22 protein-coding genes and 4 pseudogenes are annotated in these 25,808 nt (G+C 68.5%); 7 read left to right on the forward strand and 19 right to left on the reverse strand.

Translation table 11 applies throughout. From position 1 onward, the window contains the following. Positions 1 to 141: 141 nt before the first annotated feature. Together ACFW2E_RS06340 and ACFW2E_RS06345 are read right to left on the reverse strand one after the other, a co-directional pair. Positions 142 to 939, reverse strand: coding sequence for a hypothetical protein (locus tag ACFW2E_RS06340; RefSeq protein WP_384462253.1), 798 nt, complete (start codon positions 937 to 939; stop codon positions 142 to 144). 169 nt (positions 940 to 1,108) lie between these two features. After that, positions 1,109 to 1,369 (reverse strand): annotated as a pseudogene (locus tag ACFW2E_RS06345) (DUF6192 family protein); the annotation flags it as partial. 283 nt (positions 1,370 to 1,652) lie between these two features. Here ACFW2E_RS06345 and ACFW2E_RS06350 point away from each other — a divergent pair. Together ACFW2E_RS06350 and istB (ACFW2E_RS06355) are read left to right on the forward strand one after the other, a co-directional pair. Further along, positions 1,653 to 2,358 (forward strand): annotated as a pseudogene (locus tag ACFW2E_RS06350) (IS21 family transposase); the annotation flags it as partial. Continuing rightward, a complete protein-coding gene (gene istB / locus ACFW2E_RS06355; protein ID WP_384462256.1) occupies positions 2,355 to 3,125 on the forward strand; it encodes an IS21-like element helper ATPase IstB in 771 nt (256 codons plus the stop codon). The pseudogene ACFW2E_RS06350 and the gene istB (ACFW2E_RS06355), both read left to right, overlap by 4 nt. Before the next feature lie 15 nt (positions 3,126 to 3,140). Here istB (ACFW2E_RS06355) and ACFW2E_RS06360 read toward each other — a convergent pair whose 3' ends face one another. Further along, a complete protein-coding gene (locus tag ACFW2E_RS06360; protein ID WP_384462259.1) occupies positions 3,141 to 3,458 on the reverse strand; it encodes a hypothetical protein in 318 nt (105 codons plus the stop codon). A gap of 157 nt (positions 3,459 to 3,615) precedes the next feature. Between ACFW2E_RS06360 and ACFW2E_RS06365 the strand changes: the two genes are divergently transcribed. Beyond that, positions 3,616 to 3,897, forward strand: coding sequence for a hypothetical protein (locus tag ACFW2E_RS06365; RefSeq protein WP_384462262.1), 282 nt, complete (start codon positions 3,616 to 3,618; stop codon positions 3,895 to 3,897). Between the two features lie 250 nt (positions 3,898 to 4,147). Here ACFW2E_RS06365 and ACFW2E_RS06370 read toward each other — a convergent pair whose 3' ends face one another. The 3 genes and pseudogenes from ACFW2E_RS06370 to ACFW2E_RS06380 form a co-directional block, all read right to left on the reverse strand. Further along, positions 4,148 to 5,356, reverse strand: coding sequence for a SagB/ThcOx family dehydrogenase (locus tag ACFW2E_RS06370; protein ID WP_384462265.1), 1,209 nt, complete (start codon positions 5,354 to 5,356; stop codon positions 4,148 to 4,150). Positions 5,357 to 6,107: 751 nt separating this feature from the next. Next, complete coding sequence (locus tag ACFW2E_RS06375) at positions 6,108 to 6,953, reverse strand: SDR family oxidoreductase (protein WP_384462268.1); 846 nt, start codon at positions 6,951 to 6,953, stop codon at positions 6,108 to 6,110. A gap of 129 nt (positions 6,954 to 7,082) precedes the next feature. Then, a pseudogene (locus ACFW2E_RS06380) lies at positions 7,083 to 7,244 on the reverse strand (IS630 family transposase); the annotation flags it as partial. A gap of 38 nt (positions 7,245 to 7,282) precedes the next feature. Here ACFW2E_RS06380 and ACFW2E_RS06385 point away from each other — a divergent pair. After that, positions 7,283 to 7,441, forward strand: a pseudogene (locus ACFW2E_RS06385) (IS701 family transposase); the annotation flags it as partial. Between the two features lie 99 nt (positions 7,442 to 7,540). Here ACFW2E_RS06385 and fxsT read toward each other — a convergent pair. Next, positions 7,541 to 11,572, reverse strand: coding sequence for an FxSxx-COOH system tetratricopeptide repeat protein (gene fxsT / locus ACFW2E_RS06390; protein ID WP_384462271.1), 4,032 nt, complete (start codon positions 11,570 to 11,572; stop codon positions 7,541 to 7,543). Between the two features lie 415 nt (positions 11,573 to 11,987). Here fxsT and ACFW2E_RS06395 point away from each other — a divergent pair, with 415 nt between their 5' ends. Further along, positions 11,988 to 12,626: an HAD family hydrolase gene (locus ACFW2E_RS06395; RefSeq protein WP_384462274.1), complete on the forward strand. Its 639-nt coding sequence runs from the start codon at positions 11,988 to 11,990 to the stop codon at positions 12,624 to 12,626. 52 nt (positions 12,627 to 12,678) lie between these two features. Here the strand turns inward: ACFW2E_RS06395 and istB (ACFW2E_RS06400) are convergent, their stop codons facing one another. The 6 genes from istB (ACFW2E_RS06400) to ACFW2E_RS06425 form a co-directional block, all read right to left on the reverse strand. Next, entirely contained in the window at positions 12,679 to 13,455 is a 777-nt protein-coding gene (gene istB / locus ACFW2E_RS06400; protein WP_384462321.1) for an IS21-like element helper ATPase IstB, read from the reverse strand. A gap of 308 nt (positions 13,456 to 13,763) precedes the next feature. After that, entirely contained in the window at positions 13,764 to 14,378 is a 615-nt protein-coding gene (locus ACFW2E_RS06405) for a GAF domain-containing protein (RefSeq protein WP_384462276.1), read from the reverse strand. Then, positions 14,341 to 14,964 (reverse strand): ATP/GTP-binding protein, encoded by a 624-nt coding sequence (locus tag ACFW2E_RS06410; protein ID WP_235458097.1) that lies wholly within the window; start codon positions 14,962 to 14,964, stop codon positions 14,341 to 14,343. Before ACFW2E_RS06410 ends, ACFW2E_RS06405 begins: the two co-directional genes overlap by 38 nt. Then, positions 14,942 to 15,328 carry a DUF742 domain-containing protein gene (locus tag ACFW2E_RS06415; RefSeq protein ID WP_350838696.1) on the reverse strand — a complete coding sequence of 129 codons (387 nt, stop codon included), beginning with the start codon at positions 15,326 to 15,328 and terminating at the stop codon, positions 14,942 to 14,944. The genes ACFW2E_RS06410 and ACFW2E_RS06415 overlap by 23 nt, the downstream gene beginning before the upstream one ends. Before the next feature lie 3 nt (positions 15,329 to 15,331). Further along, positions 15,332 to 15,724, reverse strand: coding sequence for a roadblock/LC7 domain-containing protein (locus ACFW2E_RS06420; RefSeq protein ID WP_384462281.1), 393 nt, complete (start codon positions 15,722 to 15,724; stop codon positions 15,332 to 15,334). 74 nt (positions 15,725 to 15,798) lie between these two features. Then, a complete protein-coding gene (locus tag ACFW2E_RS06425; RefSeq protein WP_384462283.1) occupies positions 15,799 to 17,310 on the reverse strand; it encodes a sensor histidine kinase in 1,512 nt (503 codons plus the stop codon). 436 nt (positions 17,311 to 17,746) lie between these two features. Here ACFW2E_RS06425 and ACFW2E_RS06430 point away from each other — a divergent pair, with 436 nt between their 5' ends. Then, entirely contained in the window at positions 17,747 to 18,832 is a 1,086-nt protein-coding gene (locus ACFW2E_RS06430) for an integrase core domain-containing protein (RefSeq protein ID WP_384462286.1), read from the forward strand. A 31-nt stretch (positions 18,833 to 18,863) separates the two neighbouring features. Here the strand turns inward: ACFW2E_RS06430 and ACFW2E_RS06435 are convergent, their stop codons facing one another. The 6 genes from ACFW2E_RS06435 to ACFW2E_RS06460 all read right to left on the reverse strand — a co-directional run bounded on the left by ACFW2E_RS06435 (position 18,864) and on the right by ACFW2E_RS06460 (position 24,700). Then, positions 18,864 to 19,781 (reverse strand): hypothetical protein, encoded by a 918-nt coding sequence (locus ACFW2E_RS06435; protein WP_384462289.1) that lies wholly within the window; start codon positions 19,779 to 19,781, stop codon positions 18,864 to 18,866. 173 nt (positions 19,782 to 19,954) lie between these two features. Further along, positions 19,955 to 21,331: an IS1380 family transposase gene (locus ACFW2E_RS06440; RefSeq protein ID WP_384462292.1), complete on the reverse strand. Its 1,377-nt coding sequence runs from the start codon at positions 21,329 to 21,331 to the stop codon at positions 19,955 to 19,957. A 123-nt stretch (positions 21,332 to 21,454) separates the two neighbouring features. Further along, on the reverse strand, positions 21,455 to 22,345 hold the full coding sequence (locus ACFW2E_RS06445) for an NAD(P)H-binding protein (RefSeq protein WP_384462295.1): 891 nt from the start codon (positions 22,343 to 22,345) through the stop codon (positions 21,455 to 21,457). 158 nt (positions 22,346 to 22,503) lie between these two features. Further along, entirely contained in the window at positions 22,504 to 22,797 is a 294-nt protein-coding gene (locus ACFW2E_RS06450) for a muconolactone Delta-isomerase family protein (RefSeq protein WP_384462297.1), read from the reverse strand. Positions 22,798 to 23,253: 456 nt separating this feature from the next. Beyond that, positions 23,254 to 24,120 carry an ABC transporter substrate-binding protein gene (locus ACFW2E_RS06455; RefSeq protein WP_384462300.1) on the reverse strand — a complete coding sequence of 289 codons (867 nt, stop codon included), beginning with the start codon at positions 24,118 to 24,120 and terminating at the stop codon, positions 23,254 to 23,256. A gap of 175 nt (positions 24,121 to 24,295) precedes the next feature. Continuing rightward, positions 24,296 to 24,700, reverse strand: a complete 405-nt coding sequence (locus ACFW2E_RS06460) for a nuclear transport factor 2 family protein (RefSeq protein WP_384462303.1) — start codon at positions 24,698 to 24,700, stop codon at positions 24,296 to 24,298. 353 nt (positions 24,701 to 25,053) lie between these two features. Between ACFW2E_RS06460 and ACFW2E_RS06465 the strand changes: the two genes are divergently transcribed. Then, positions 25,054 to 25,779, forward strand: coding sequence for a hypothetical protein (locus ACFW2E_RS06465; protein ID WP_384462305.1), 726 nt, complete (start codon positions 25,054 to 25,056; stop codon positions 25,777 to 25,779). Positions 25,780 to 25,808 lie beyond the last annotated feature (29 nt).

A 25,808-nucleotide genomic window follows, 5' to 3' on the forward strand; every position in this document is an offset into this window, starting at 1 on the left:
TGCGCGCGGATCTTGGTGTGGGGTGGTGGGGGGGTGTGTGGGTGTGTTGGGGGGGGGGGGGGGGGGCGCCGGTGTGGTTTTTTGTGGGGGGGCCCCCCCCCCCGCTTTCCGGCCTAGCGGCGGGCATTACCGCATTGCGCGTTACTGCACGTCTACGAAGTCCGCCGCCGAGGTGACCGACGACGTCGTCCCCGTGCCCGCGAAGCGGTAGCGGAAGGAGCCGTCCACCGAGGCGGTGACCGTGGTCTTCAGGGCGCCCGTGGAGGTCGTCCTGATGGTGTTCAGGGTGGTGTAGGTGGTGGAGCCCTTCTTGCGGAACTGGAGCTTCACCGCCTGGTCGGCGTAGCCGCAGTAGGTGCCGGCGCCGTTCCAGTCCGCGTGGGTCAGCTGGCCAGAGACAGTGATCGTCCTGCCCTCCTTCACCGGCTCGGGCGTGGCGTTGGCGGTGAGCCTGGCGGCGCGCTTGAGGGTGACCTTGCCGAGGTCGCCCTGGATCTTCGTGACGCCGGTCTTCTCGTCGATCGCGCCACCGCCCACCGTGAGGGTGCCGGCGTCCGAGTCACGCAGCTCGGAGGCAGCGAGGGTGATCGTTTCAGAGCACTTGAGCGCCGTGCTGGAGACGGTGGTGCAGGTCCCCGGGCCGTCACCGATGAAGAACACGGTGGCGACGTCCGGGATCGGCGTGCCGCGGTAGAACTCCACACCGCTGACGACGTGGGTGACGCGGACGCTCGCCGGGTGGTTCAGGGTGTACGTCACCGGGACGGCGACCTTGCCGGTGGTGCCGACGACGAAGTTGGTCTTGCCGTCGTCGACCTTAACGTTGGAGAAAGTGACGTTGAGGGTCGGAGTCGACGTGGTGGCCTGTGCGGCCGGGACGGCGAGGGCCGACAGGGCCAGGGCGCCGGAGACGGCGGCCACGGTGGCACGAATGCGCATGAGTTCCTCTGCATGGAGAAGTGGGTCCCGGCGGCGGGTAGTTCCTCTCGGCTCGCCATCGCCGAAGGGCCCCAGGTGATCGTGGAGTCTGTCGGCTCACACGATAGCTAATTTCAGCACGTGTGGGAATTAGGTGGCGGCGCAGCGTCCGTTCGGTCCTTCGCCATGCTCACGCTCGACTCCGACGCGGGCGGCGAGAAGGCAGCCACCCAAGACGACCTGGTCCACCTGCTGAGGCAGCCATAGCCTTCGAGGCGACAGCGGGGCGGCGCAGGAAGTCGATGGTCACCGCCGCCGCCACCGCGTCGTCCATGGCCAGGTCATGGATGGTCTCGAACCTCTCCTGGACGCTCTCCGGGGAGTCGACCTTCCAGCCCACCACGCGTTTCGCGCTGTCGTGCGTCCAGCGGGGCTGCCCGCCACGGGGGTGGGGCGGGGGGTGCCTCTATGGGTTTCGTCAAGGGATGGCGGTTGTGGCATCCCTTCGACTCGACCCGGGCCGAGGCCGCTTTGGAGGACCTGTGTCGGCGTACGACTTGAAGTGCAGAGCCACGTACGGGTGAACGTGCACAGGAACATGGTGTGTCTGCGTACCGATTCGAGGACGCTGCTAGCTGACGGGTGACCGAGGTGGAGCGCGGCCGGCGATGGTGCTTGAGGCGGACCGGTGGCTGCAGTTGCTGCGGTTCGTCGCGAGTTGGTCCGGACCGAGCGACATCGACGTGCTCGCCGCCTACCGGCCCCAGGGCAAGGGCCGGGTCGAGCGGCAGGTGAGCATCGTCCGCGACCACGTCCTGGCCGGCCGGGCCTTCTCCTCACTGGAGGAGCTCGACGCGCGTTCACCGCCTGGATGCCCCTCCGCAGGGGCCGCACCCACCGCACCCACGGTGAGGTGATCGGCGTCCGCGCTGCCCGCGACCATGCCGCGCTGCGGCCGTTGCCGCCGAGCCCCTATGTGGTCGCCGACCGGCATCTGCGACACGTCGGCAAGGACTGCCTGGTCGCCTTCGACTCCAACCTCTCCTCGGTCCCGACCGCAGGGTCCGCCACCGGCAGCTGGTGGAGATCCGCGCGTCCGCGGCGACGGTCACCCTGCACGCGACCGTCCCGGACAGCGAAGGCAGCACCCTGCTGGCCGTCCACCCTCGCGCGATCGGACGCGGGGCGCGGATCGTCGATCCGACACACTGGGACGGCCTGCCCGACGGCCACACCCGCGCAACCATCCCCGGCCCAGGCCCCGAGCGAACGCCGCCGAGCACACCGCCCACCGAGGAGTACGGCCCGCTGCAGGCCCTACTCAAAAGATCTGCCGCCGCCCGGGTCCACGTCGGCCGCCGCCCGCTGTCGGTCTACGACCAGCTCGCCGGCACCCGTCCCTTCACCTCCGCCCCGCCTGATCCGAAGGACGCCTGTTGAGCGAGCTCGTCACCACCCGCATCCGGTCCACCGCGTCCAAACTCGGCCTGCCCCACCTCGCCGAAGGGCTGCAGAGCCTGCTTGGCCGCGCGGACGCCGGCAAGCTCGGCTACGTTGACTTCTTCGACCTCGTCCTTGAGGAAGAACTTGCCCTTCGCGAGGACCGCCGCTTCCGGCACGCGCTGCGGATCTCCAAGCTGCCGCACCACAAGACGCTGGACGACTACGACTTCTCATTCCAGCCCGACCTGGACCCGCGCAAGATCCGCGACCTGGCCAGCCTGGCGTTCGCCGAGACCAAGACCAACGTCGCCCTGCTCGGCCCGCCTGGGGTCGGCAAGACCCACATCGCCGTCGCGCTGGCGGTCGCGGCATGCCGGGCAGGCTTCACGATCTACTTCACCACGCTGGACGACATGGTCCGCCAGCTCAAGGCCGCCGACTCCATCGGCCGCCTGGGCAGCAAGCTGCATACCTACCTGCGGCCGCACATCCTCGTGGTCGACGAAGTCGGCTACCTGCCGCTGGAACGAGAGGAGGGAAACCTCGTCTTCCAGCTGATCTCGAAGCGGTATGAAAAGGGCTCGATCATCCTGACCTCGAACAAGAGCTTCAGCGAATTCGGTCAGGTCTTCGGCGACGAGGTCCTCGCCACCGCCATCCTGGACCGGCTCCTCCACCACTGCGAGGTCGTCCCGATCAACGGCCCCAGCTACCGCCTCAAGAACCGCCTCACCGCCATCGACGGCGAAGCCGGCATCGCCTGACGGGCGCGGCAGGCACTACTCGCTTCGAGCATTGTCGAGCTCGGCCGCCAGCACGGCCATCCCATGCAACTGAGTGAAGTACTTGGTTGCGTAATCGTCATCACCAATAGATGGAAGGATCTGTTCAAGGACCGCGGTGCGTGCCTGCAGTATGTCTCGGCGCCGGTCATCCAAGGGGCCGTTCATGGCTGAGGAGACACAACCGGCGAGCATCGTGTCCATCATCACCATGCATTCACCCTCGGGCTCTCGCTGGTAGAAGCCCGGAGGGAAGCGCAAGGTCCTGAACTCGTCCCACGATTGCGCCAACTGATCCAGTCTTGCTTCCGCCATACCCGTGATCATGCCTTACGACCAGGCATCGAGGGAACGCGTTCCCCAACCTACGTGGTGCCCTGCTTTGTGGTTCTCGGCGAAGCCCTCTGCAAACAGCTCTGCACGTTCACGCGTACTTGTCTCTGCACTTCAGCTAGTACGCCGACATCACCTCGTGTACGACCGCTCCTACGCACCGAACCACCTGTTTCGCCACCACCTGCCAGACGACGCGCGTGGTGGCACCGAACACGGGACCTTCCTGCGCGAATGGGTCAATGGCCACCAGCCTGCTCACGTTCCGCCCGGCATCGGCGCGATCATCGACCGTCACGCTCCGCACGCCATCGTCCTGGACGACTTCCATCATCGACTGCTTACGCAGAGCAAGCGCGTTCCCTTCCTTGCGGTTGAGGTTCAGCGGGCCCTGGCTGACGCATCAAGGTCAGGGGAGTGAGAGCCCGACACAGGTCGCGGTCGAAGGGCAGGCGCTCGGCACCCGCGGCCTCGGCGCGCTCGTGCCGCGACTGCACGGTGTGCACTACCTCGGCAGGCAGTTCCGTCGGCAGGGCCCGGAGGCACACCGCGCTCACCTCCGACGAGATCCCGGTGGATTCGTCGAAGAACCAGCGTTGGGCGTCGCCCACGAACGTCTCCGGCGACCCGCGCACCTACCTGCGCACCGTGCGCGTCAGGTCGGGTGGTGGTCAGTGGCGGGTGGGCCTGGCCGGGGGGCGGAAGACTGCGGGGAGTCCTTCTGGTGTGAGTTGCGGCGTGCCACAGCTCATGAAGAAGGTGGGAAATTCGCTGGTGTCCGTGATGTTGAGGGCGTGCTCGAGTTCGGTGTCGCGGAAGGCTCCGGTGATGGCCGCACCGTATCCGAGCGCGGTGGCAGTCGTAGTGAACACCTGTATGAGGTGGCCGACGTTGTGGAGCATGAGCTTGTAGGCGCGTGGGTGCGGATACTTCCACGCCATGCGTTCGGTGAGTGCGGTGGTGATCACCCCGAACGAGCTCGTGGTGAAAAAATCTTGCTGGTAGGTGAGGTGTTCCATGGCAGCACGCCTGAGGTCGGCGTCGACAGGCACAAGCCCGTGGCTAAGGGTGTCGTAGCGGTAGGCTCCCGGTTCGATTTCCTGGACATTGAAGACAGCGATGTACGCTTCCGTCTCGTGCCGGGCGCCGCCGGAGGCTGTCGACAGCTGTGGCCGGAGCCAGAGTGGGTCTCGGCCGAGTTGGAGACCGAGGACGCCGGGCTCCTCTGGGTGGACCAGGACGTGGTCGGTCGTGAGCTTCACCAGTCGGTCGGTTCGCAGCCCGTATCGCAGGATGAGACAGCCGGCGACACGGTTGGCGATGTGGTCGGACTCGTCGGTCTCCAGGCGGAGAGCGGTGAGGATCCGGTCGGCGTCGCTCATGATCGACCGGTCGACGGTCCTGGTCGCGGTGGCGATCGCGACGTTTTGGGGATCAAGTTGCAGGTGGCGGCCCGGAGCAAGAACCGCGGCCTGATTCTGGCCGCTCTTGTTTGCGATCAGCCATCGGTCGATGAGGGTCTGGGTGACGCTGTCGAGAGTGCTGCCGCGACGGCGGATGTGGGCGAGCAACACGTGTGCGGTCTGTAGCTTGCGGCGTAGATGCTCGCGCGGGAACCGGTTGAGACCGGACCGTTCGAGGCGGTGGTGGGCGAGGGGCATGAGATGCCAGCGTGTGTATCGGGCGAGGACAGTCTTGTCGTGCGGGTCAGTCACCTCGTCGAGACATACCTTGATGTCCCGCTTGAATAGGGCCAGTTGCTCCTCGCGCGGCTCCAGCACCTCGGCCAGCACCAGCAGCCCGCGGAGGTGCTGAACCGACCCTGTTTGCCGCAGGGCATCCAGGGCCTCGTGAGAGCATTCCAAGTCACCACTGGACATCGCCCGGATCAGCTGACCGCCGGGCCGTCGCAGGTAGAGGACGCGGCGCTCTGCAGGGCGGCGAGCTCGGATACCCCGCATAGCGGATGCCCTCGAACACGACGGACGGCCACTCCAGGACTCCCAGGCTGGGGTGGTACGAGATCACTCGGTCCGACAGCCGGCGGTGCGAGCGGCTTCCATGAACACGGCCGTCATGACCGCGCAGTCCTTCCCGCTGGACAGCCGGGGCGCGAGCAGACCGTACGAGGTCAGATCGAGCGTGCTGGATAAGCTGGGCGGACGCGAGGGCATGTCGACTCCAGTGAGACGAGCAGTCGGGGAAACTCCGGGGGCGGACGGTGCCGCCGTAGATCAGGCGGGCGACGCTTCGGGATCGGACTGCTTCGGGCAGGGCCAACGGGCGGGGAGACCGAGGCAGATCTCCTCCCGCTCTCGGCGGGTCCGGCGAGCCGGAACACGAACCGATGCGCCCCGCGATGCCGGACGTTGCGGACCCCGACCGCGACCAGGGCCTCGCGCAGCCAGAGGACCGGGTCACAGCCGGGCCGCAGTCGCGGAGCTCCGAGCGCGACGAGTGCCCTGACCGCACAGGATCACCGGATTGCTGTTGGCTCGGGGGAGTGGGGTGGACCTGGACGTCCCGGAACGTCCCAGCAGCGCCGCGAGTTTGTGATGGCGGATCTCGTTCGTCAGGAGGGAACCGGCTTTCGGTGAGCTCACACCGAGGACAGCCCGATGAGGACCATGCTCAATCGAAGAAGTTGAGGTTCTGGCGCACGAAATCGGCAAAACCGAGGGCTGCACGGCCCGTGATGTCGGCCACCGTTGAAGTGACGGTTTCGGCACCGCCGTCCCGGTAGGCGCGGGCAACTCCTATCAGGGCATCGACGTGGAACTCTGGCATCCCGCGACTCAGCATTGCCACGCGTGCTTCGTCGTCCGGCAGGCCCACGTAGCGCACCGGCTTGCCGAGGACGTAGGAAAACTCCTCGGCGGCTTCGGCGTAGGTCAGCGCCTTCGGTCCGGTGAGGTCATAGACGCGGCCGTCGTGGCCATCTGTGGTGAGAACCCGCGCTGCAACACGGGCGATGTCGTCGATGTCGACGAAGCTTATGGGGGCGGTGATCAGTGGGAGGCTGAACTCCCCGGCCTCACGGATGGATGGCTGGCGCAGGAAGTTCTGCAGATAGAAGTTGGGTCGCAGGATCGTCCAAGGCAAACCGGACGCAACCAGCGACTGTTCGACAGGCTGATGCAGCCGGGCGATCGGTGTGAGTCCTTCGTCGGCCCGCCAGACCGACAGCTTGACCACCCGAACACCCACCGCACGGGCGGCTTCCAGCATGTTGAGTTCGTGTGTCGTTTGGGCAGGGCTCGTCGCGCCGAGAAGGAATACGGCCTCGATGCCGTCGAGCGCAGGACCGATCGTGCCCGGCATGGTCAGATCGAGCGTCACCGCCTGGCCGCCCGACTCGATCACCTGAGCAGTGGTGTGCGGATCACGGTAGGCCGCCCGCGCGGCCACGCCGTCGGCATGAAGACGAGTGAGGAGAGCCGTTCCGACGTTGCCGCTCGCACCGGTAACCAGAATCATCGTCACATCCTCCAGGCGAAAGCAGCGAGTATGCCAGGAATCGGAGCACATCATCCTGGGATGGACGCGAGGCAGCCAGTAGTGATCTCCGGCTGCGGCGTTCGGCGGACGTCCGCCCCAGCGGATGTCCTACTCACTACGGATGCGGGCGCGCTCGCGCCGTTGGGCGGCTAGCACGTCGGGATGGCGGGCGTTCTTGTTCCGCCAGCGCAGGTAGGCGTGCAGGGCCCGGGTCTGGACGGTGTGGTTGCGATGGTTGGAGTTGGCGACGGTGAACTGCCGAAGTGGGCCTCGGCCTGGCCACCCACACATGCCCGTTGACTACGAGCCTGGACCACGTCGAGGGCCGCTCCTGGACCGGATGGCACCACCACGTCACCCTCGTCACCGCCGCCCACGCCTTCCTCACCGAACAACGGCTGGCCCCAAAAGTCCGTAGACCGAGTTCACCCTCTACCAGATCCTCGACGCCCTCCAAGACGTGCTGAACTGCTGGACCGGCTTGTGCACCACCTGCCACCAGCCCCTGCCCCGACCCCGGACCAGACACCAGCCAGCAAGATCGACCTCAACCCAACGGAGTCCTGCTAGGGCGAGTTGAGGGTTACTGGCGAGGGCGGTCCGGCCGGTGCGTTACTCCCTGGGGAGTACGACGCCCGGTGTCGCCGAAGGCGGAGCGCATCGACCATGCGGCGCCAGTGTCCGGTGATCAGGCAGAGAAAGGGGTTGCGCCACCTGACGCGGTCCTGGACCTGACTGCTGTCAGGGCCGAAGATGCGACAGCCGTCGGCGATCACGGTCTCGAAGAGGGCGACGGCGCGGTGCGGATGAAGGGCCCAGAAGGTGGCGTAGGCGTGGTTGAGACGGGCCCACCAGGTGAGCAGATGGTCCGGGCCGTGGACGCGTGCGCGGTCGGCGGCCAAGGCCTCGTACTCCGCGACGGCGGTACGGACGCGGCCGGTACGGCGAGCCGTGTGGGCGACGAGCCAGCGGGCACTGAGTGTCCACAGGTGGTCGGGGCCGTACATGCGCTCGCAGTCGGCCCGGCGGACCGCTGCCGCCTCCCGCGCTTGTCGCCAGCGACCGGCACGGATCAGGGCGTGGCACCACCACTCCCGCTGCGTTTGTGTCGCGGGATGGTCGGGGCCGAAGTGTTCCGTCAGGTCGTTCAGGAGGCGCTTCTGCAGGGCGGCGTCGCGCCACACCAGCCCCGCGGAGGCGTAGGCGGTCCCCAGGCGGCGGCGCGCGCCGATCGACTCCAGGCTCAAGGGACCGGATCTGGCTTCGCAGGCCTGGAGCACACGCTTGCGGATCCGCAGGGCTTTGAGACGTCGTTGCACGGCCCGGTACCCGTCGGCCACGTCGTCGTGCATGCCGATGGTGTACGGGTGGTGGTCGCCCATGACACGGGCGTAGTCCACGTATAGCTCTCGGGTCAGACGCCGGGCCTCCCGCCGATGTCCAGCCATCCTCAGCGCCGTCACGTGGTGGTTTCGTGTCGTGAGAGTCGACAGTGCGTGCGCGCCGAACAGCCGCTCCTGGTCCGCCAACGCCTCGCCCGTCAGCGCGAGCCGCTCGAGATGACGCCCGGCCTGTCCGCAGGCCCACGCCAGCCACCGGCGCGCCAGCAGGGCGGAGGGGTGGTCGGTGCCCCGGATACGGGCCACGTCCTCGACGATGCCTCGATGGAGTGCGAGGGACTCGTCGTACAGCCCCTGCCACGCGAGCATCTCGGCCAGCTCGCTCCGGGCCCAGACGACTTCGATGTGGTCATCCCCGTAGAGCCGGGCGTACTCGGCCACGTTCTCCTCGCGCAACGCGCGGGCCTCGTCGGCCGCACCGCACTCGCGCAGAGTCTGGGCAAGGAACGCCCGTGCGGCGAACGTCTGCCGATGCCTGGTTCCCAGCGTCTGCCCGGTCTTCCGTACGGTCTGGCGCAGCAGTGCGATGGCCTCGGGGTACAGCGCGGCGGAGGTCAGCGCACCGGCGAGAGCGAGGCAGGCGTCGAACGTGCGGGGATGCAGCCGTCCGTGGAGCCGCTCGTGGTCGGCGAGGACTTCACGCGCGAAGTCGACCGACTCCTGGATCCGGCCGTGCACCTTGCAGAGGTGGATGTGAGAGAGGCGGACGCCGAGCGTACTGGGATGGTCTCCGCCCAGCAGTCTCTCGTAGTCCGCGATCAACTGAACTTGCGCGGTGTAGGCCTCGCTGTGCCGCCACGCCTCGTCGAGCGCCCACACCAAACGTCCACGCGCACGCAGCACGCCCGGGTGCTCCGGGCCGTGCAGGGCGATCCGTTCGTCGACCACGCGGCGGAACAGGGCTACGGCCTCCTCGTGCCGCTCGAGGCGAGTCAGACATGCGGCGAGAGTGTCACGGATCTCGACCGTGTCCTCGGACTCCGGCCCGAAGATCCGCTCCGCGTCCGCCATCGCCTGCGCGGCAGCCGCATGCGCCTCGTCGTACAGAGTGGCGTCCAGGCACTGGACGGCCAGGTTGTTGCGGGCCCGGACCGTCTCGGCGTGCTCGGAGCCGTGCTCGGCTTCGCATGCCTCCAGGTAGCGGCGCAGCAGAGCGACTCCTTCTTCGTCCCTGCCCACCGACCCGTAGGTCCCGGCCAGGCTCTGCAGGGAGGCGAGGCCCGCCCCGGGCGGCCCGGAGCCCTGGGACCAGTCCGGGCGCATACGGTCCACGATGCCAGCGGCCTCACCCAGTCGGCCGGCAGCCGCGTACGCCTGCGCCAGATCCCTCAGCGCGCTCCGGACCTCCTCGTGATCCGCGCCGTACCGCTGTCGCATGTACCGCTCCAGCGCCTCGTACATGGGCACGGACAGTTCGTAGCGACCGGCTGCCTCGTAGGACTCGGCGAGGTCTCTGCGTGCGGTCAGGGTGCGCTCATCCTCCGGGCTCAGGCAGCGCTCGGTGATCTCCAGGCGTCTGACGCGCGCCGCGATGGCCTTCTCGGAACGGCCCGCCCGCGCGCACATGTCCCCTTCGAGTTCCAGGGCGTTGATCGAGGCGGCCGCCTCCTCCCCGAGGGCGGCTTCGCAGTCCCGCCGGGTCTCGACCGACCACACCACCGCCCGGTCCATCGCTCCCACATGGCCGAGATGGCCGTACGCCGCCCAGCGCCGCAACCACACCAGGCTCTCTTGGTCCTCCTCGTCGTACGACGCCAGATTCCCTCGTACGACGCTCCACAGGGCATCGATCTGGTCGACGAGTTGGCCGCCGAACTCCCGTCTCTCCCAAGCCTCCCCGGCGGGTATCAGCGTCTCGTCCAGATGCCGCACCGCCGCGCGTACGGCGTCCCGTACGCGCTCCCCGGCCCGCTCCCGTATCACCCGCTGTACCAGCCGGTGCAGGTTCACGGCGTCCGCTCCGGCGTCCATGGCGAGGGAGGCCTGGGTCAGGGCCCCCAGCGCGGCCTCCACGGCGTCGGCGTCATCGATTCCCGCCTGCCGCACGATCCCGTGCAGCAAATGCCGTGGCACGCCAGCGGGTGACAGCACCGACAGGGCCTCCATCAGCACCCGCACCGCCCCGCTCGGGTCCTGCTGTTCGACCTGCTCGGCGGCGATGAGCATCGCCTCGGCCACTCGGTGCGGATACCGCTCGCCCGGCACCCGCTCCAGCATGCTCTCCAAGGGGTAGGTCTGCAGCCGCTCCAGGTATCCGCAGTAGCCGGTCCCCCGCACGCGGATGACGTGCGCCGCCTGGGCGAGAGCCAGGGGCAGTCGGCCCAGTTCCGCGGCGACCTCACGTGCCCCGTCGTCGGAGTCGACTCCGGTGCGCCGACGCAGGAAGTCCAGAGCCTCCTCCTCCGTGAACACGGTGACATCGACTCTGGCTCCCGCGAGGTTGGCGAAGTCCTGGGAGGTCGCGGTCACCACCACCTGTGCTCGGCCGACGGTCGGCAGCCACTGCGCCACCTCGTCCGGATCCGTCGCGTTGTCCAGGACCAGCAGACACGGATCAGGGTTCCGCCCTATCCAGGTCAGCGCCGCCCGCGCGGCCGTCGTCGCGTCGTCGCCCGGCTCGCGGACGCCCAACTGGTCGGCGAGTTCGGCGAGTCCGGAGGTGAGCTGGCCCCTGTTCTCCGCGGTGATCCAGGCGACGATCGGCCAGCCTTCTTCGATCCGACGCCGGGCATAGGCGGCACCGAGCTGGGTCTTGCCGACGCCTCGGGCGCCGGTGACGGCGTGGACGACGGTGAGGCCGTGGCGCTCGGTGGCGTCGGCGAGCTCGGCGAGCAGGTCCTCACGGGGCTGGAAGCCGACGGGTTCGCGGGGCAGGTCGCCCATGCGGACGAGGAGTGGGGGCGGATCGTCCGAGGGGGTGCCGTTCACCGTGACCCTCGCGTTCGGCAGTTCCAGCCGTAGGCCGCCGATCGGCTCGGCAGGTGCCGCCGCCGTCTGAGCCACCCGCTGCACCCACGACGCGCCCCACGTCCCACCCACTGTCGCCGCGACGGTCGCCGCGGCCACCCCGACGGCAACCCGGTCCTCGTCGGACGTGGGCAGCAACGGCACGTCGACGGCGTAGAAGAGGAGGAAAACCGCTGCGAACGCCAGCACGTTCAGCGCCGCCACTAGCGCCCAGCGCATGCTGTGCCTCATGCGCTCCCCCCGTTATGTTTTCCGCCCCCAGCGCGTACCGGAAGGTTTGATTGTGCCCCGCACTCCGCCGGGCGAACCGTACGAGACTACGGATCTTCCCCCACCCGGAAGGATCTGGAAGAGGGTTACGACGGTCTGGTCAGAGAACGCATCCCTGGCTTCGATCACTTCTTGCGGCAGCGTTTGTTGACGAGTTCTGACGTCATCGTCTGGCCGAGGACTCCGCGGTTCGTCAGGAGTTTTGAAGGCACCTGCCGATGCAGCCGAGTCGTGTCGGCGGCTCGCAACAGGACTGCCACAAGGTTTCAAGATCGCTTGACCTTGCCCCAGCGGGAAGGGTGACAGTGTCTCCGTAGATCACACGACCGAGCGGTGTGCGCTCGCCAGCAGGGCAGGACGAAGAGGGGGAGTTCGAGTGACGGCGACCTGCGTCATTCTCGATATCGGTGGCGTGCTGGAGATCACGCCGGAAACGGGGTGCATGCAGCGGTGGGAAGAGCGGCTGGAGTTGCCGCTCGGCACTGTGCATGAGCGGCTGCGCGACGTGTGGCAAGCCGGGAGCGTCGGGAGCATCAGTGAACGAGAGGTTCACGAGCAGGTGGCAGCACGCTTGGGGCTCGACGCGCCCCAGGTTGAAGGCTTCATGGGTGATCTCTGGGCGGAATACCTGGGAAAGCCGAACGAGGAACTCATCGCTTATGTGCAAGGGCTGCGAGGGAGTTGCAGGCTGGGCATCCTGAGCAACAGCTTCGTCGGCGCCCGGGAGCGGGAGACGTCGCTGTACCACTTCGACGAACTGGTCGAGCAGATCGTCTACTCGCACGAGATCGGCATCGAGAAGCCGGACCCACGTGCCTTCGAGGCCGTATGCGCCAGCCTGGAGGTGCGGCCGGAGAGCTGTCTGTTCATCGACGATTTCGCAGTAAATGTTGAGGCTGCGCAGGCGGCGGGCATGCAGGCGCATCTGTTCGAGGACAACGCCCGGACGATTACGCGCATCGCAGCTCATCTGGACGCTGGTTCCCGGGTTGTAGGGCCTGTCCCGCTCGGATGACGTCGGCCTGGCCGGCCTTCAGCGGTTGCCGGCCAGGCGGTGGAGCGGTTGGTCAGCCCGGTTCTGCGTGTTCGGCACGGGCTCGGGTGCTGGCGAGGCGGTAGGAGTCGGTTCCGGTCTCGATGATGGTGCCGTTGAAGGTGAGCCGGTCGACGATGGCGGCGCAGAGACGGGGGTCGGTGAAGGTCTTCGTCCAGCCGCCGAACGGCTCGTTTGAGGCGATGGCGACGCTGTTCTTCTCCTCGCGCTCGGTCAGAACCTGGAACAGCAGCTCGGCGCCGTGCCGGTCCAGTTCCATGTATCCGAGCTCGTCGATGCACAAAAGATCGACGCGGCCGTAGCGGGCGATGGTTTTGTTCAGCTGCTTCTCGTCGGCGGCTTCGACCAGCTCGTTCACCAGCTTGGTGGCGAGGGTGTAGCGGACGCGGTAGCCCTTCATGGCGGCCTCGGTGCCCAGGGCGATGAGCATGTGGGACTTGCCGGTGCCGGAGTCGCCGATCAGGCAGAGCGGCTGCCCCTTCTTGATCCACTCGCAGCTGGCGAGGGTGTTGATGGTGGCCGCGTCGATGTTGGGGTTGGCGTCGAAGTCGAAGGTCCGCAGTGACGTCTCCCTCGGGAACCCGGCTGCCTTGATCCGCCGTTCCGAGCGTCGGCGGGCCCGGTCGTCGCACTCCGCCATCAGCAGCTCGGCGAGGAAGCCGCGGTAGGTCATTTGGTCCTTGGCGGCCCGGTCGGCGATGTCGGCGAACTCGCTGCGGATCGACGGCAGCCGCAGCAGACGGCAGGGGGTGTCGATGGCCTTGGCGATCAGCCGCTCATGGCGGGCCACGCTCTCGACGCGGAGATCGACCGATGCGCGGGCGTGCTGGTCCGCCACGGAGCCGCCGCACTCATCAACTCCCCGCACCCGGCATTCGATGGGCCGACGCCCCACCCTGCGCGTCGAGAGCCGCTTCAAAATCGCGCTGCCCGTGCCCCTGGTGATCGTCGTACCCTCCCTGGTTGCGCCTTGGCCTGCCGTGGCCGTGGACCCAAGACGCGAAGGAAGCAGATGTCACTTTCTCCGCCGCAGTCTCACACCCGTGTCAACTTCCAGGTCACCGGCTTCGGCGCCGCGTGCGCGTCCGGCAGTGCCGGTCAGCCGCGGTGGCTCGCCGACTCCTCCAGTCGCTCGACCAGTTCGGCAGCCATGGCCTTGATGGTTTCCAGCCCTTCGCGCCCCCACGGCTGTGGGTCCTGGTCGACCACGCAGATGGTGCCCAGCACCACGCCGGTGCTGTCTATCAGCGGTGCGCCCAGGTAGGAGTGGACGCCGATCGCGTCGACCACCGGGTTGCCGGCGAACCGGGGGAAGTCCCGGATGTCCTCCAGCACCAGCGCCCGGCGGCGCTTGACCACGTGCGGGCAGATGCCCATGTCGATGTCGCGGGGCATGACGCGGCCGGGCACCGGTTCCTCCAGCAACGGCGGCCCCACATGAGCCGTGGTGTCCTGCGCGGCGCTGTACAACCCCGCGAAGTACTGGCGGTCTGCGTCGAGGAAGAAGTTGACCCCGGCGTAGCAGCCGCCGGTGCGTTGTGCCAGCTCCCGTGCGAAGGCGTCGAGTTCGGCGTCCGGACGAGCATCGATGCCCAGCTCGCGCAGCCGCTCGGAACGGGCGCGCACCTGTGGGTCCTCCGGGGGGAGGAGCAGATGGCGCAGGGCGATCCCGGACTCAGGCCCGGACGGTGGGTTGGTCTGTGTCGCTGCCATGGGAACTCCTTGTCGTGATCAGATGCTGAACCAGATCGAGCAGCACGCGGATGCCCGACTTCTGGACGCGGGCGTCGCACAGCACCACCGGCACCTCCTGCCTGAGGTCGAGCGCGGTCCGCACCTCCTCCCCGCGGTAGCGGTGAGCCCCGTCGAACTCGTTCACGGCGACGACGAAGGGGATGCCGCGCCGCTCGAAGAAGTCCACCGCCGCGAAGGAGTGCTCCAGCCTGCGGGTGTCGGCGAGAACCACCGCCCCGAGCGCTCCCTCGGAGAGTTCGTCCCACATGAACCAGAAGCGCTCCTGCCCGGGCGTGCCGAACAGGTACAGGACGTGGGACGGACTGAGCGTGATCCGGCCGAAGTCCAAGGCCACCGTGGTGGTGGCCTTGTTCTCCACTCCGTCCAGTCGGTCCGTGGCCGCGCTGACGGCGGTCAGCATCTCCTCGGTGCTCAGCGGCTCGATCTCGCTGAGCGCGTTGACGAAGGTGGTCTTTCCCACGCCGAACCCGCCGGCGATCAGCACCTTGACGCCGACCGGCAGGACGTCGGCGGGCAGCGGGTCACAGTCGTTTGAGGAGGCCATCGCGTATCGCTTCCAGGAGGTCTCGATCAGGTCGTGCGGAGTGGCCCGTGGGCGCCGGGCGGGTATCACCTGCGACCACCGCGCCTCCCTCGGCCAGATCGGACAGCAGTACCTTGACCACGGCGGCGGGCACCTGCATCCGGGCCGCGACCTCGGCAACGCTCACGGGCTGTTCGCACAGCGCCAGCACCTGCGCGTGCTCCAGGCCGAAAACGCCCTGCGTCTGGGCGCCGGTGGCCCGCACCGTGGTCACCAGTGTGAAGTGGGACGTGGCCCTGGTCCGGCCGTCGCTCACCGTGTAGGGACGGACCAGCCGCCCGGCCGCTTCGTCGAGCTGCGGTCCGTCTGGGAGGACCGGCGTCATCGGTCACCCCACCGGGTGCCGGGGCGGTGTGGCCAGGTGCGGACGCACGCTCTTCACCATCATGCCCATCTCGTAGCCCAGTACCGCCGCGTCCGCATCGCGTCCGGCCAGCACCGCCAGCACCGCGCCGTGCCCGGCGGACGAGACGAGCAGCAGCGAGGTGCTGAGCTCCGTCACGATCTGTCGCACGTCACCGCCGTCGTCGAAGTGCCGGCCCGCGCTGCGCGCCAACGAGTACAGCCCACTGGCGAGCGCGGCCAACTGGTCCGCGGCGTCCTTGTCGAGCCCCTCCGCTGCCTTCACCAGCCCGTCCGAGGACAGCAACAACGCGCTTCGGGTGTGCGGCACCCGGTTCACCAGACCCGTCAACAGCCAGGAAAGGTCTTCGCTCGCCACGATCGTGTACTCCTATTCGGCAGAAGGAAACGTTTCGCTGTACGGACCCTGGGCCTTCAGGGCGGCTGCGGCCATCAGGGCGTCTCCGCTTCCTCGGCCCTGCGTAGTCCGGTCTGGAATGCGGCCATGAGGCCGGGGTCGTGTTCGATGTCCTCGGCAGCACCGGCGCCGCCGACCGGTTGCGGCACTTCGGCGGCGTGGTCCTGACGGCGGCGCTGAGGCAGCCGCGGGCGGTCGTCCTCGCCGTCGGAGGGGGCCGGGGCGGGCCCGGGGGCGGAATCTGACACGCTCGGATCCGCGACGACGGTCGTCTCCGTCGCGGGGAGGTCCACCGCCTCGGTCTCCGTCCGGTCGTGCGGCTCCGCCTCGGGGGCCGGGACGGTGTGGGGCGCCGGCGCGGAAGCTGCCGGCTGCGGACCGAGCAGTGCCTCGGGCAGCACCATGACGGCCTGTGTGCCGCCGTAGACGTTGCTCTGCAACTGCACGGCGATGTCGTGTCGCTGAGCCAGGACGGAGACCACGTACAGGCCGATCCGGCCGTCTTGCAGCAGTTCGCCCAGCGCAACCTTGTCGGGTGCGCTCAAGACGGTGTTCATCTGACCGCGCTCGGCCGGGGACATGCCCAGGCCCCGGTCCTCGACCTCGATCGCCACCCCCGCGGCGACGGGCTCCACCCGTACGTGCACGGTGGTCTGGGGCGGTGAGAAGACCGTCGCGTTCTCCAGCAGCTCGGCCAGCAGATGGACGACGTCGACCACGGCGTGGCCGCTGACCGATCCCTCGACGGGCGGGACCAGCTTGACCCGGGCGTACTGGTCGATCTCGGCGACGGCGGAACGCAGTACGTCGGTCAGGCTGACGGGGCGGGTCCACTGGCGGTGGGTGTTCGCGCCGCCGAGCACGGCCAGGTTCTCGGCGTAGCGGCGGATCCGGGTGGACAGGTGGTCCACCCGGAACAGCCCCTTGAGCAGGTCGGGGTCCTCGACCTCGTTCTCCAGGTCGTCCAGCAGGCCGATCTCGCGGTGCACCAGGGACTCCAGACGGCGCGCCAGGTTCGCGAACACCTCGAACTGCTCCAGCCGGGAGTGGTGTTCCGTGCCGATCGCGGAGGCGGCGGTCTCCAGCAGGGCTGCCTCCGCCTCGTGCCGGGCCACGGCGATCTCGAATCCGAGGCGGGAGAGTTCGTCCGGGCCGGTCTGCGGCGGGAGTTCCGGCCGGCCCCGCACAGGGCGCTCCCCGGCCCGCAGCCGACGGCACAGCGACTCCAGTTCGGCTCTGCCCTCGGCTGTGGCACGGGTCAACTCGGTCAGCTCGGCACGGTTTCGGTCGGCTGCGCGGGACAGCTCCTCCCAGTGCTCGGTGACTGCTCGTGCTTCCGCCGAAGCCCGCATGCCCGCGATCGCGGCCGCCATGGTCCCGATGAGCACAACGCCGCCGAACACAGCGCCCTGGTACGCCTGGTTCAGGTGGCCATCGCCGACCAGCGCGGTGGCCACCGCACCCGTCACGGCGACCACGCTCGGCGGCAGCACGGACGACAGCACCAGACGCCGTCTCAAGGACCCGGCCGGCGACTCGGCCGTCACACGGGGCCTCACGGGCGACGCCGGCCGGTCGTCCGGCGGCATGGAAGGATCAGGCATAACAGTCCCCGGACAGTACGATGATCAGGCCGAGCGCGCACGTTATCGCGCACCAGGACCCCGGTGTCAGCCCCTGGCGCGTACAGAAATCGAACCGTTGTACTTTGAACGTTTTACGAAGCGCCCGTCCCGGACCTGCGCCGGCCCTCGTTACGGGACGAGATCATCCTCGACTGCCGGCAGTGCGGCGACGGGGCTCAACGCGACGCCCGCCGGGGACGCCGCATCCCGTTCGCCCGGTCAGTCCGCGGTGGGGACCGGTGTCTCCTGCTCCGCCGCCGGCGACGCCTGCGTGATCACTTCGGAGCGTCTGCGGGGCTCGTAAAGTCATCGCCGCAGGTCGTGGTAGTAGAGCACTTTCGGCTGGGACCATGTCCACGTGATCATCTCGATGCTCTACAAGGTGACTCGCCGGCTGCTGTCCCTCCGCAGGGTGCTGCTGCTCCGTGACACCACCAAGGACGCCGAGTTGCTGGTGCTCCGTCATGAGAATGCGGTGCTGCGCCGTCAGATCGATGGTCCTGTCCGCTATGAACCTGCGGACCGGTTCTGGCTCGCCGCTCTCTCCAGCCTGATATCCCGCCGTCGCCGGCGCGAGATCTTCCCGGTCACGCCTGGGACGCTGCTGGCCTGGCATCGCAGGTTCATTGCGGCGAAGTGGGACTACAGTGCCCGACGCGCCCGCACCGGACGCCCGCCGACCGAGGCGGCGCTCAAGAAGCTGATCCTGCGGCTCGCTCGCGAGAACGCACAGTGGGGCCACAGGCGGATCCAGGGCGAACTGGCCCGTCTCGGCCACCCGATCGCTGCCTCCACGGTCTGGGAGATCCTGCACGCGGCGGGCCTCGACCCGGCCCCGCGCCGTACAGGCCCGACCTGGCGGGAGTTCCTCACCAACCAAGCCGAGGGCATCACCGCCGTCGACTTCCTGCATCTCGACACCGCCCTCGGCAGACGCCTGTACGCGCTGGTGTTTCTCGAACACGGCAGCCAACGCATGCACATCGCCGGCGTGACGGCCCACCCCACCTGGGAGTGGACGGTACAACAGGCCCGCAACCTCGCCGCCGACCTCGGCACGCGCATGGATTCCCTGCGCTTCTTGCTACGTGACCGCGACGGCAAGTACGGCCAGTCCTTCGACGCCGTCTTCCAGGGCGAGGAGATGGAGATCCTCAAGAGCGCGCCCCAATCACCTCGGATGAACGCCCACTGTGAGCGGGTGATCGGCAGCATCCGGCGCGAGCTCCCCGACCATGTCCTCATCATGACCGAGGCCCACGCGCGGCAGGTCCTGACCTCCTACGAGCGGCATTACAACGAGCACCGCCCCCACCGGGCCCGCAACCAACTACCTCCGGACGCCGACCAGCAGCCCATCGCCGCGCACGAGCTCGAAGGCCGTCGGCTCCTGCGCACCCGCATCCTCGGCGGCGTCATCAACGAGTACCGCTACGCGGCTTGACCTGCGACGACGACTTTCCGAGCCTCACAGGCTACCAGGGGGGTGTAGGCGTGCCGTCTGGATCGAGCCCGTCCGGCCACAAAGACCACGGTCTGAGCCTCTCAGGAAGGAGCACGTCGATGTGACCGGCGTCGGCGGCTTGCCGGGCGAGGGTTTCGGCGCTTTCCTGGTCCCCTGCCTTCTCTCGCGTTATGGCCAACTCGATGAGGGCGTAGGGTTCACCGGCCTGGGCGGCCTTCAGGGCTAGGTTTTCGGCACCCTTCCGATCGCCTGCCTCCTCCCGTGTCTGGATCAAATGGGTGAGGGCGAAGTCTTCATCGGCTTCGGCGGCTTTGAGGGCCAGGGTTTCAGCGCTCTCCCGATCGCCCGTCTCCTCCCGCCCTATGGCCAACTCGACCAGGGCGTAGACGTCACCGGCGTCGGCGGCCTGTAGGGCTGCGGCTTCGGCACCCTTTCGATCCCCTCTCCTCTCCCGCGTCATGGCTACTTCAGTCAGGGCACGGAGGTCACCGGCGTCGGCGGCTTGCTGGCGGAGGTGGTGGGCCCATTGGAGGCGGTGTCGCCTTTCGGCTGCGTTTGCGAGGTTGACCAGGCTGTCGGGGTGGGTGAGGTGGTCATGAGCAGCGTGCCAGAAGGAGGCGGGCGGGCAGACCAGGCGGCGAGCGGTGCGTCCGTGTTGTTCGAGGAAGTCGGCGAGCCGGAATGCCGGTCCAGCCTGTGCGGGTGGTGCGTCCAGGGGCGGGGCCTTTGGTGTGCGGCGAGGGTGGGTGTTGACGCGGCGGAGGGGGGCTTGCTTGCCGTGGACGGGGCGGGCGAGTTCGGCGTAGGCCTGCTCGGCCCATGCCTCGCTGAGGCTGTTGTAGTCGTGGTCGCTGAGGTAGTCGACGGCGGCATCGGTGAGAAAGGCCTGGGGGAGGTTGAGGCCGACGCCGAGGCGGCGGGCGTCCATTGCTGCTTCTAACCTCGATCTTTCGTGACGGTCCGTCGGTCATCCGGCGGGCCGTTTCGGCTTGTCCGGGTGATCGTGGGAACGCCGGTAGCCCGGTTGATGCGCCGGGTGGGCACCGGGTTCCACGGCTCCGGAGGTGAAGGCTGCTCGTCGGGATAGGGCGTTGTGGCTGATCAGCCGGGGTCGCGCAGGGCTTGCAGGCGCGCGAAGGCGCCTGTGATCACGTCGGTCCAGGGCCAGTGGCGGGCGAGGCGGAGGTCGCGGCGGCGGCCGGTGGTGACGAGCTGGGCGGCGGCGGAGAACAGCCGCAGTCGCAAGCGCTTGGGTTCCCAGCGCCGGGCGGGTCCGGTCAGGGCGAGCATCGGCATCCAGGCGAGCAGGTCGAGTGCGAGCTGGACAATCTCCAGCCAGACCTGGTTCTGGGCGGCCTGGTGTAGTGGGAGGTTGCGCAGGCCGGTGTCGCGGGCGGCGCGGATGCGGTCCTCGGCGCGGGCCCGCTGGCGGTGCCGCAGCTCCAGCTGGGCGATCGGGGTACCGGTGGTGTTGGTGGCGAAGCAGGTCAGCCGCATCCCGTCGGCGTCGGTGAAGCGCAACTGGGCGCCGGGGTGCGGCCGTTCCTTGCGGACGATCAGCCGCATGCCCTTCGGCCAGCCGGCCAGGACGTCGCCGCAGAGTTCGGCGACCCAGGTGCCGTCGCGGACCTGCCCGTCCGGCTCAATGGCCGCCGTCCAGGCCGAGGCCGGGACCAGGAGCACAGCGGCGTGGATGGCATCAGTGATGGTCATCCCCACCGAGTAGGACAGCCATCGGCCGCGTGCGGTGAGCCAGTTGAGGAACTTGTGGGTGCCGCCGCCGGAGTCCGTGCGGATCAAGGTTCGGCGTCCGCGCCGGTACTTGCTCGACAGCTGGGCCAGCGCCAGGCGGGCCGCTTCGATGTGGTTGGCGGCGGTGTTGCTGCCCGCGTTTCCCGGCCTCAGCAGGCCGGCGACCGGCTCCCCGGACCCTTCGCGGCCGTGGTCGACGAACGCGAACAGCGGGTGGTGCCCGAAGGTCTTCTTCCAGGTCTTGGCGGCGTGCTCCTTCTCGGAGTGTGCCAGGACCAGGACCCCGTCGATGTCCACGATCACCTCGCCGCCCGCGTCCGGGGCAGCATCGCCGGCCAACCGCCAGACCCGCTCGCGGACTTCAGCCCTGGCCCGCCGGATCGCCGCGAGCGCTCGCGGTCCGGCCGCGGCCAGGGCGTCGACCAGGCGGGAGACTGTCGGGTCGGAGGCCACCGGCCCGAACACGGCGGGCTCGGCCCGCAACATCGCGACATCGGCCAGGCAGTCCCCACCCAGCGCCACGGCGAGCGCGACGTCCAGCAGGATCTTGCCGGGATCATGAACCGCTCGCTGTTTGCGCCACGGCGTCAGCGCCGCCGACACCGCCGCGTCCAACCCCACCTTGCGGGCGGTCTCGACCAGCAGCACGGCGCCGGACTGCGAGACAACCCCACGACCACCGCCCTCGACACGGACACGCGGGTACAACCCGGTAGGCTTCTTCACCCGAGGAGTGCAGCTTTCTTGACGACGATCATGACCCTAGAAAAGTCCTATCGTCCCAGGTCAGAGGCACTCATCGTTCTTTTGATCACGCCTCGGACAGCCCCGCTTCGTCAAAGCGCGAGATTAGCGGGTACCGCGCGCTGTCTTTGGCGCGGGCCACCAGGCTGCGTCCGAGATCGGGGTCGCCGGTGAGCCGGTGAGCCGGGGGACGACATCGGTGACCACGGAAACCTCGCCCCTCTCGATCGCCTGGTACCAAGAGATCCAGGTCTCGATCTGTTCCCCGCTCATGCCCAGTCCCCATCGCCGGGCGAAGGCGTCCTCGAGGGTCTCGGGTTCGAAGCGGTAGGGCCGGCCGGTGGCTGCGGCGATCCTGGTGACCGCTTCGTCGAGGGTCAGGGCCTCGGGCCCGGTGATCTCAAGGGTCGCGCCGTCGTGCTCGGAGCGGGGACCCTCGTCGAGGGCGACGGCCGTGATCACGTCGGCGATGTCCTCGTGGGTGACGAAGGCGGCCCGGCCGGTGCTCGCGGGGCCGCTCACGACGAACTCCTCGTTGGCGAGGGCGGCCGGCGTCGAGGTGTAGAAGCCCGCCCGGAGCACCGTGTGGCGGATCCCGGCCCCCGCTAGGAACTGTTCGGTCAGCCACTGGTCGCGGGCGTTGGTGTAGGTGGCGGCGGGCGCTGCGCCGACGAGGGATACGTACAGGACCCGGTCCACGCCGACCGCGATAGCGGCCTCGACTGCGGTGGCGTGTTCCTCCAGCCGGCGCCCCGTGCGGTGTCCGGAGACCAGGATGAGGGTCGACGCACCCTCGAGCGCCTTGCGCATGGCGTCGGCATCGGTGTAGGCGGCCGGACCGCGCCGCTGGGCGCCTGGCAGTTCGGGCATGCGGTCGGGGCTGCGTCCGACAAGGAGCTGGGGGACGCCATGGCCCGCGAGTCGGGCCGCGATCCGGCCGCCCAGCGCCCCGGTCACCCCGGTGACTGCCACCGTGGCATGGTTCTTCTCAGACATGGGTTTCCCTCCGTCCGGGGCCGCTGTCGATCGCGGAACCCCTGTCTCCGGTTCGGTAAGCGAACGGCTTCTCAACGTCAGGGCATGGACTCCCGCTTCAGTGCGGTGGTCCTGATCGGCACAGCGAGCGGTGGCAGTGAGTTGCCACACCGGAAGACTCATCCGGTCAGGTCCGGATCGTTGGGGTGCGGCTGCAGGGCGGTGATTACCGCCGTCGCCCAAGGCCACAGGGGCAGGCTTCCGAGGACCTTCTCACGCAACTCCGCCTCGTCGTCGGCGCGCCACACGCCGATGACACGGTCCTCCCCGACCGGGCGCCACAGCCGAAACAAGTGACCTTCGGCGGCGAGCTCCTTGGCTCGCACAGCTTCGGCGGCGCGGCGCCGGTCGACTTCTGCTGGGTCGGTCCCCTCGGGCACACTGGCGGTCAGCTCGACCAGGAACTCCTTCATGGTCTCTTCCTCTCTTGCTTTCTTCGGGTCTTGCTTCTTCGAGGGACGCGGGGCTTCGCGACCGTCTGCGAGGCGCCCTGAGGGTGCCGGAAGAGTCGGTTCTGCCCGCACGCAAACACGCCGCTCTGTGGAGTGCGCCTGCCGCCTTGAGGTCTACGACTGCATCTTCGACCGGTTCGGTGGCGATCGGGTCGCGGCGAGCGGTATGCCGGAGACATGCCGTCCCTGGTATGCGTCCCGGCCGGAATGCCCATCCTGTGGGTCCCGGCCGACCCGGAGCTCATCGCGTCGGTCAACGACACTGCGAAAGTGCCCTCGACCTGCAAAACCACGGAGCACGCGCCATCCAGGGTGCCGTCGTAGATGGGCCCAGCGTGTCGGGGCACTTGCCGCCGCGGTGTGGTGCATCCTCCAGACCGGCCTGGTGGTCAGCCGCTCACTGGCTACCTTCGACGACTAAACGGTGCGGTAGAACTCGGCCGCGGTGAAGGTGGCGGGGACGCCGAGTTCGGCGGCGACCGTGGGGATCGCGATGTCTGCGGCGGCGAGGTCGGTTTGGCCGTCGGTGGTGAAATACGGTGCGATGAACTTCTCGTAGTGCGCTCGGACTTCGTCTGCGGTGTGTCGGCCGAGGAAGGTCTGCAGGTGCCGCACCGTGGTGTCGGGGTCGTTGTGGATCACCTGCAGGGCACGCCGGTGGGCTCGTACGACCGCCTGGACCGCGGGGTCCCCCGGGGCGGTGTAGGTGGGGTCGACAGCCACGCCTACGGTGGGAATCTGGAAGTGGTCGCCGACAAAGGCCAGCACCTGCCAGCCGAGCTCGGCGGCGATCGCCTCCGGTGCCATGGTGTCACCGACCACGGCGGCGTCGATAGTCCCGTCGTGCAGCCGGCGCAGGTCCATGCTGTAGTCGCCGGGCCAGCGGACGATGCTCTGCACGTCGCGGTCCGGGTCGAGGCCGGCCTGGCGCAGAACGATCCGGGTGAAAACCCCGGGGCCGGTGTGAGGAGGGGTTACCGCCAGCCGTTGGCCGGCCAGGTCGGCCAGGGAGGCCAGGCCGGAACGGGCGAGGAACCAGAACAGCGGGCGGGCGGTGTTGACATTCAGCGCGACCCAGGGGATGCCATCGTTCATTCGGGACAGCAGTGTCCGGCCAAGTCCGATGACTGCGCCGCGGCGCAGCCGCTCCGCGTCCCAGGTGCAGCCGTCGCGCAGTGCGACGTGGACGCCCTCGTCGGCGTAGAAGTCCTGCTGGTCGGCGATGTAGGTGACCAGTTCCTCGTGCGGGCCCCGCCCGACATAGGCGAGATCGATCGTGTGCATGAACGTCTTCCTTTGGGGTGACGATGTGCCGAATGCGGTCCGGCCGTCAGCTGGAGCGGGACGCGATGGCCCCGTGCGCGCAGGACAGGGGGAGAACATGGACATGCCGCTGATGGCCGCGGCCGTGGTGCCGGTCACAGGCTCGTCACCCGGCCGGCCCGAGCAAGCCCAAGAATCAGGCTCCGGCAATGGTCCGGCCCGGCATCGGCTCCGCGAGCGCGGCCCGCCAGGCCGGCACGCCGAAGGGGTCGGAGAAGTACTGCGTCTCGTGCACCACGTGCTGGTCAGCGAATTCCATGACGCTCACCGAATACGAAGGCACACCGCCGTAGGTGATGACGCATTCACTCACCCACAGATTCGCATGGCCGGTGATCCGCTGGACGGTGAAGTGCCGCTCGGCCGGGTGCCCGCCGCGCTGCGCCGAGATTGCCGCTCGGCCCCGGAACCGCTCGCCTGACTGCGGGTAGTCCAGGATCGCGTCCGTGGCGTAGATGGCGTGCTCGGCTTCGGCGTCCCCGCGTTCCGAGGCCCGCCAATGCTCCTCGACCGCGGCCCTGGTCTGGGAGTCAGCATCCATGGCACAGCCCTTCCGTAGCGGTGACAGCCTAGGCGCTCCGGGCCACATCCGACCCGGGGCAAGCCGGGCCTGGGCAGCCAGGTCCTCCCTTTGGCCGGATCGGAGGGCGGCAGCCGTCAACGTGGCAACGGCGTCGAGTGACCGCCACCCGGCTCACCCCATCTTCGAGCCATCCTGTTGGGAGTTCTAAAGCCACATCCGGCAGGGTCTTGCTCGGATCGTCCCCCGCCTGGGGCTTGCGCTACGGCCCCAACGCCGCCGATATCGCACCGCTCAGACCTAACTAGGACCTGTCCGATGAGCCAGGAACAGGGGCGCCCACCCCGGTCGCCATGAGGCGCTTTAATGCCAAGGTGGTGAACTGGGCGGAGATGCACGACTGCTACGGGGATGTCGATCGCGTCCCCGCGCTTCTGGAACAGGTGGAGCTCGCGGACAACGCCGAAGCATGGGAGGAGCTGGGATACCGGCTGGTCCTGGAACACGACCTCGTCTTCCCCGCCAGCTTTGCCGCCCTGCCGCGCCTGATGTGTCTTGCCTCCAGGAGCGCACCGGCGCGTGAACTGGCGGGAACGATCCTGCGGCGCGCGGCAGGACACCACGGCTGCGATGATCTGCTGGCGAACTGCGCCGACGCGATCGCTGAGTTCCGCCAGCTGTTGGACCGGCACCTGCAATCGCGGCCGGTCGACTACCTCGCGGCGTTCCTCGATTCGCTCGCGGCCAGGGAGGAGTACCACTGGAGTGCCGTCCTGGGGGACTTCATGGATGACTTCTACCACCTGGCCTGCCCCAGCTGCGCCGTAGAAGTGACGATCGTCATCGGGGACCACAGGCGCTATTCTGCGATCCGGGACTGGAACCTGGGCGACATGGACCGCCGCGGCCTACGTCCGGCGTCCTTCGACGAACTTTCCGGCACCGGCCGGTGGATGTACGAGACTGCCGTCCGCGACGGGCACGAGGCCCTCGCCGACGGAATCGCCCACCTCTTCGGAAAGGCCGAATGTCCACACTGTGCGAGCGTGTTCAGCATCGCGGACGAGTACACATCCGCCAACCGCCCCGTCCTGCGGTAGGCCAGGGCGGATCGGGAGTAGGCGAGCAG

Source organism: Streptomyces sp. NPDC058964, from assembly GCF_042741275.1.
Classification (GTDB): domain Bacteria; phylum Actinomycetota; class Actinomycetes; order Streptomycetales; family Streptomycetaceae; genus Streptomyces.

Bases quoted from the DNA above. Each gene is read 5' to 3' on its own strand.
- ACFW2E_RS06360 (WP_384462259.1), bottom strand. From the start codon at position 3,458: ATGGCGGAAGCAAGACTGGATCAGTTGGCGCAATCGTGGGACGAGTTC.
- ACFW2E_RS06405 (WP_384462276.1), bottom strand. From the start codon at position 14,378: ATGGCAGCGACACAGACCAACCCACCGTCCGGGCCTGAGTCCGGGATC.
- ACFW2E_RS06435 (WP_384462289.1), bottom strand. From the start codon at position 19,781: ATGGACGCCCGCCGCCTCGGCGTCGGCCTCAACCTCCCCCAGGCCTTT.
- fxsT (WP_384462271.1), bottom strand. From the start codon at position 11,572: ATGAGGCACAGCATGCGCTGGGCGCTAGTGGCGGCGCTGAACGTGCTG.
- ACFW2E_RS06410 (WP_235458097.1), bottom strand. From the start codon at position 14,964: ATGGCCTCCTCAAACGACTGTGACCCGCTGCCCGCCGACGTCCTGCCG.
- ACFW2E_RS06375 (WP_384462268.1), bottom strand. From the start codon at position 6,953: ATGATTCTGGTTACCGGTGCGAGCGGCAACGTCGGAACGGCTCTCCTC.
- ACFW2E_RS06370 (WP_384462265.1), bottom strand. From the start codon at position 5,356: ATGTCCAGTGGTGACTTGGAATGCTCTCACGAGGCCCTGGATGCCCTG.
- ACFW2E_RS06450 (WP_384462297.1), bottom strand. From the start codon at position 22,797: ATGAAGGAGTTCCTGGTCGAGCTGACCGCCAGTGTGCCCGAGGGGACC.
- ACFW2E_RS06455 (WP_384462300.1), bottom strand. From the start codon at position 24,120: ATGCACACGATCGATCTCGCCTATGTCGGGCGGGGCCCGCACGAGGAA.
- ACFW2E_RS06340 (WP_384462253.1), bottom strand. From the start codon at position 939: ATGCGCATTCGTGCCACCGTGGCCGCCGTCTCCGGCGCCCTGGCCCTG.
- ACFW2E_RS06460 (WP_384462303.1), bottom strand. From the start codon at position 24,700: ATGGATGCTGACTCCCAGACCAGGGCCGCGGTCGAGGAGCATTGGCGG.
- ACFW2E_RS06415 (WP_350838696.1), bottom strand. From the start codon at position 15,328: ATGACGCCGGTCCTCCCAGACGGACCGCAGCTCGACGAAGCGGCCGGG.
- ACFW2E_RS06445 (WP_384462295.1), bottom strand. From the start codon at position 22,345: ATGTCTGAGAAGAACCATGCCACGGTGGCAGTCACCGGGGTGACCGGG.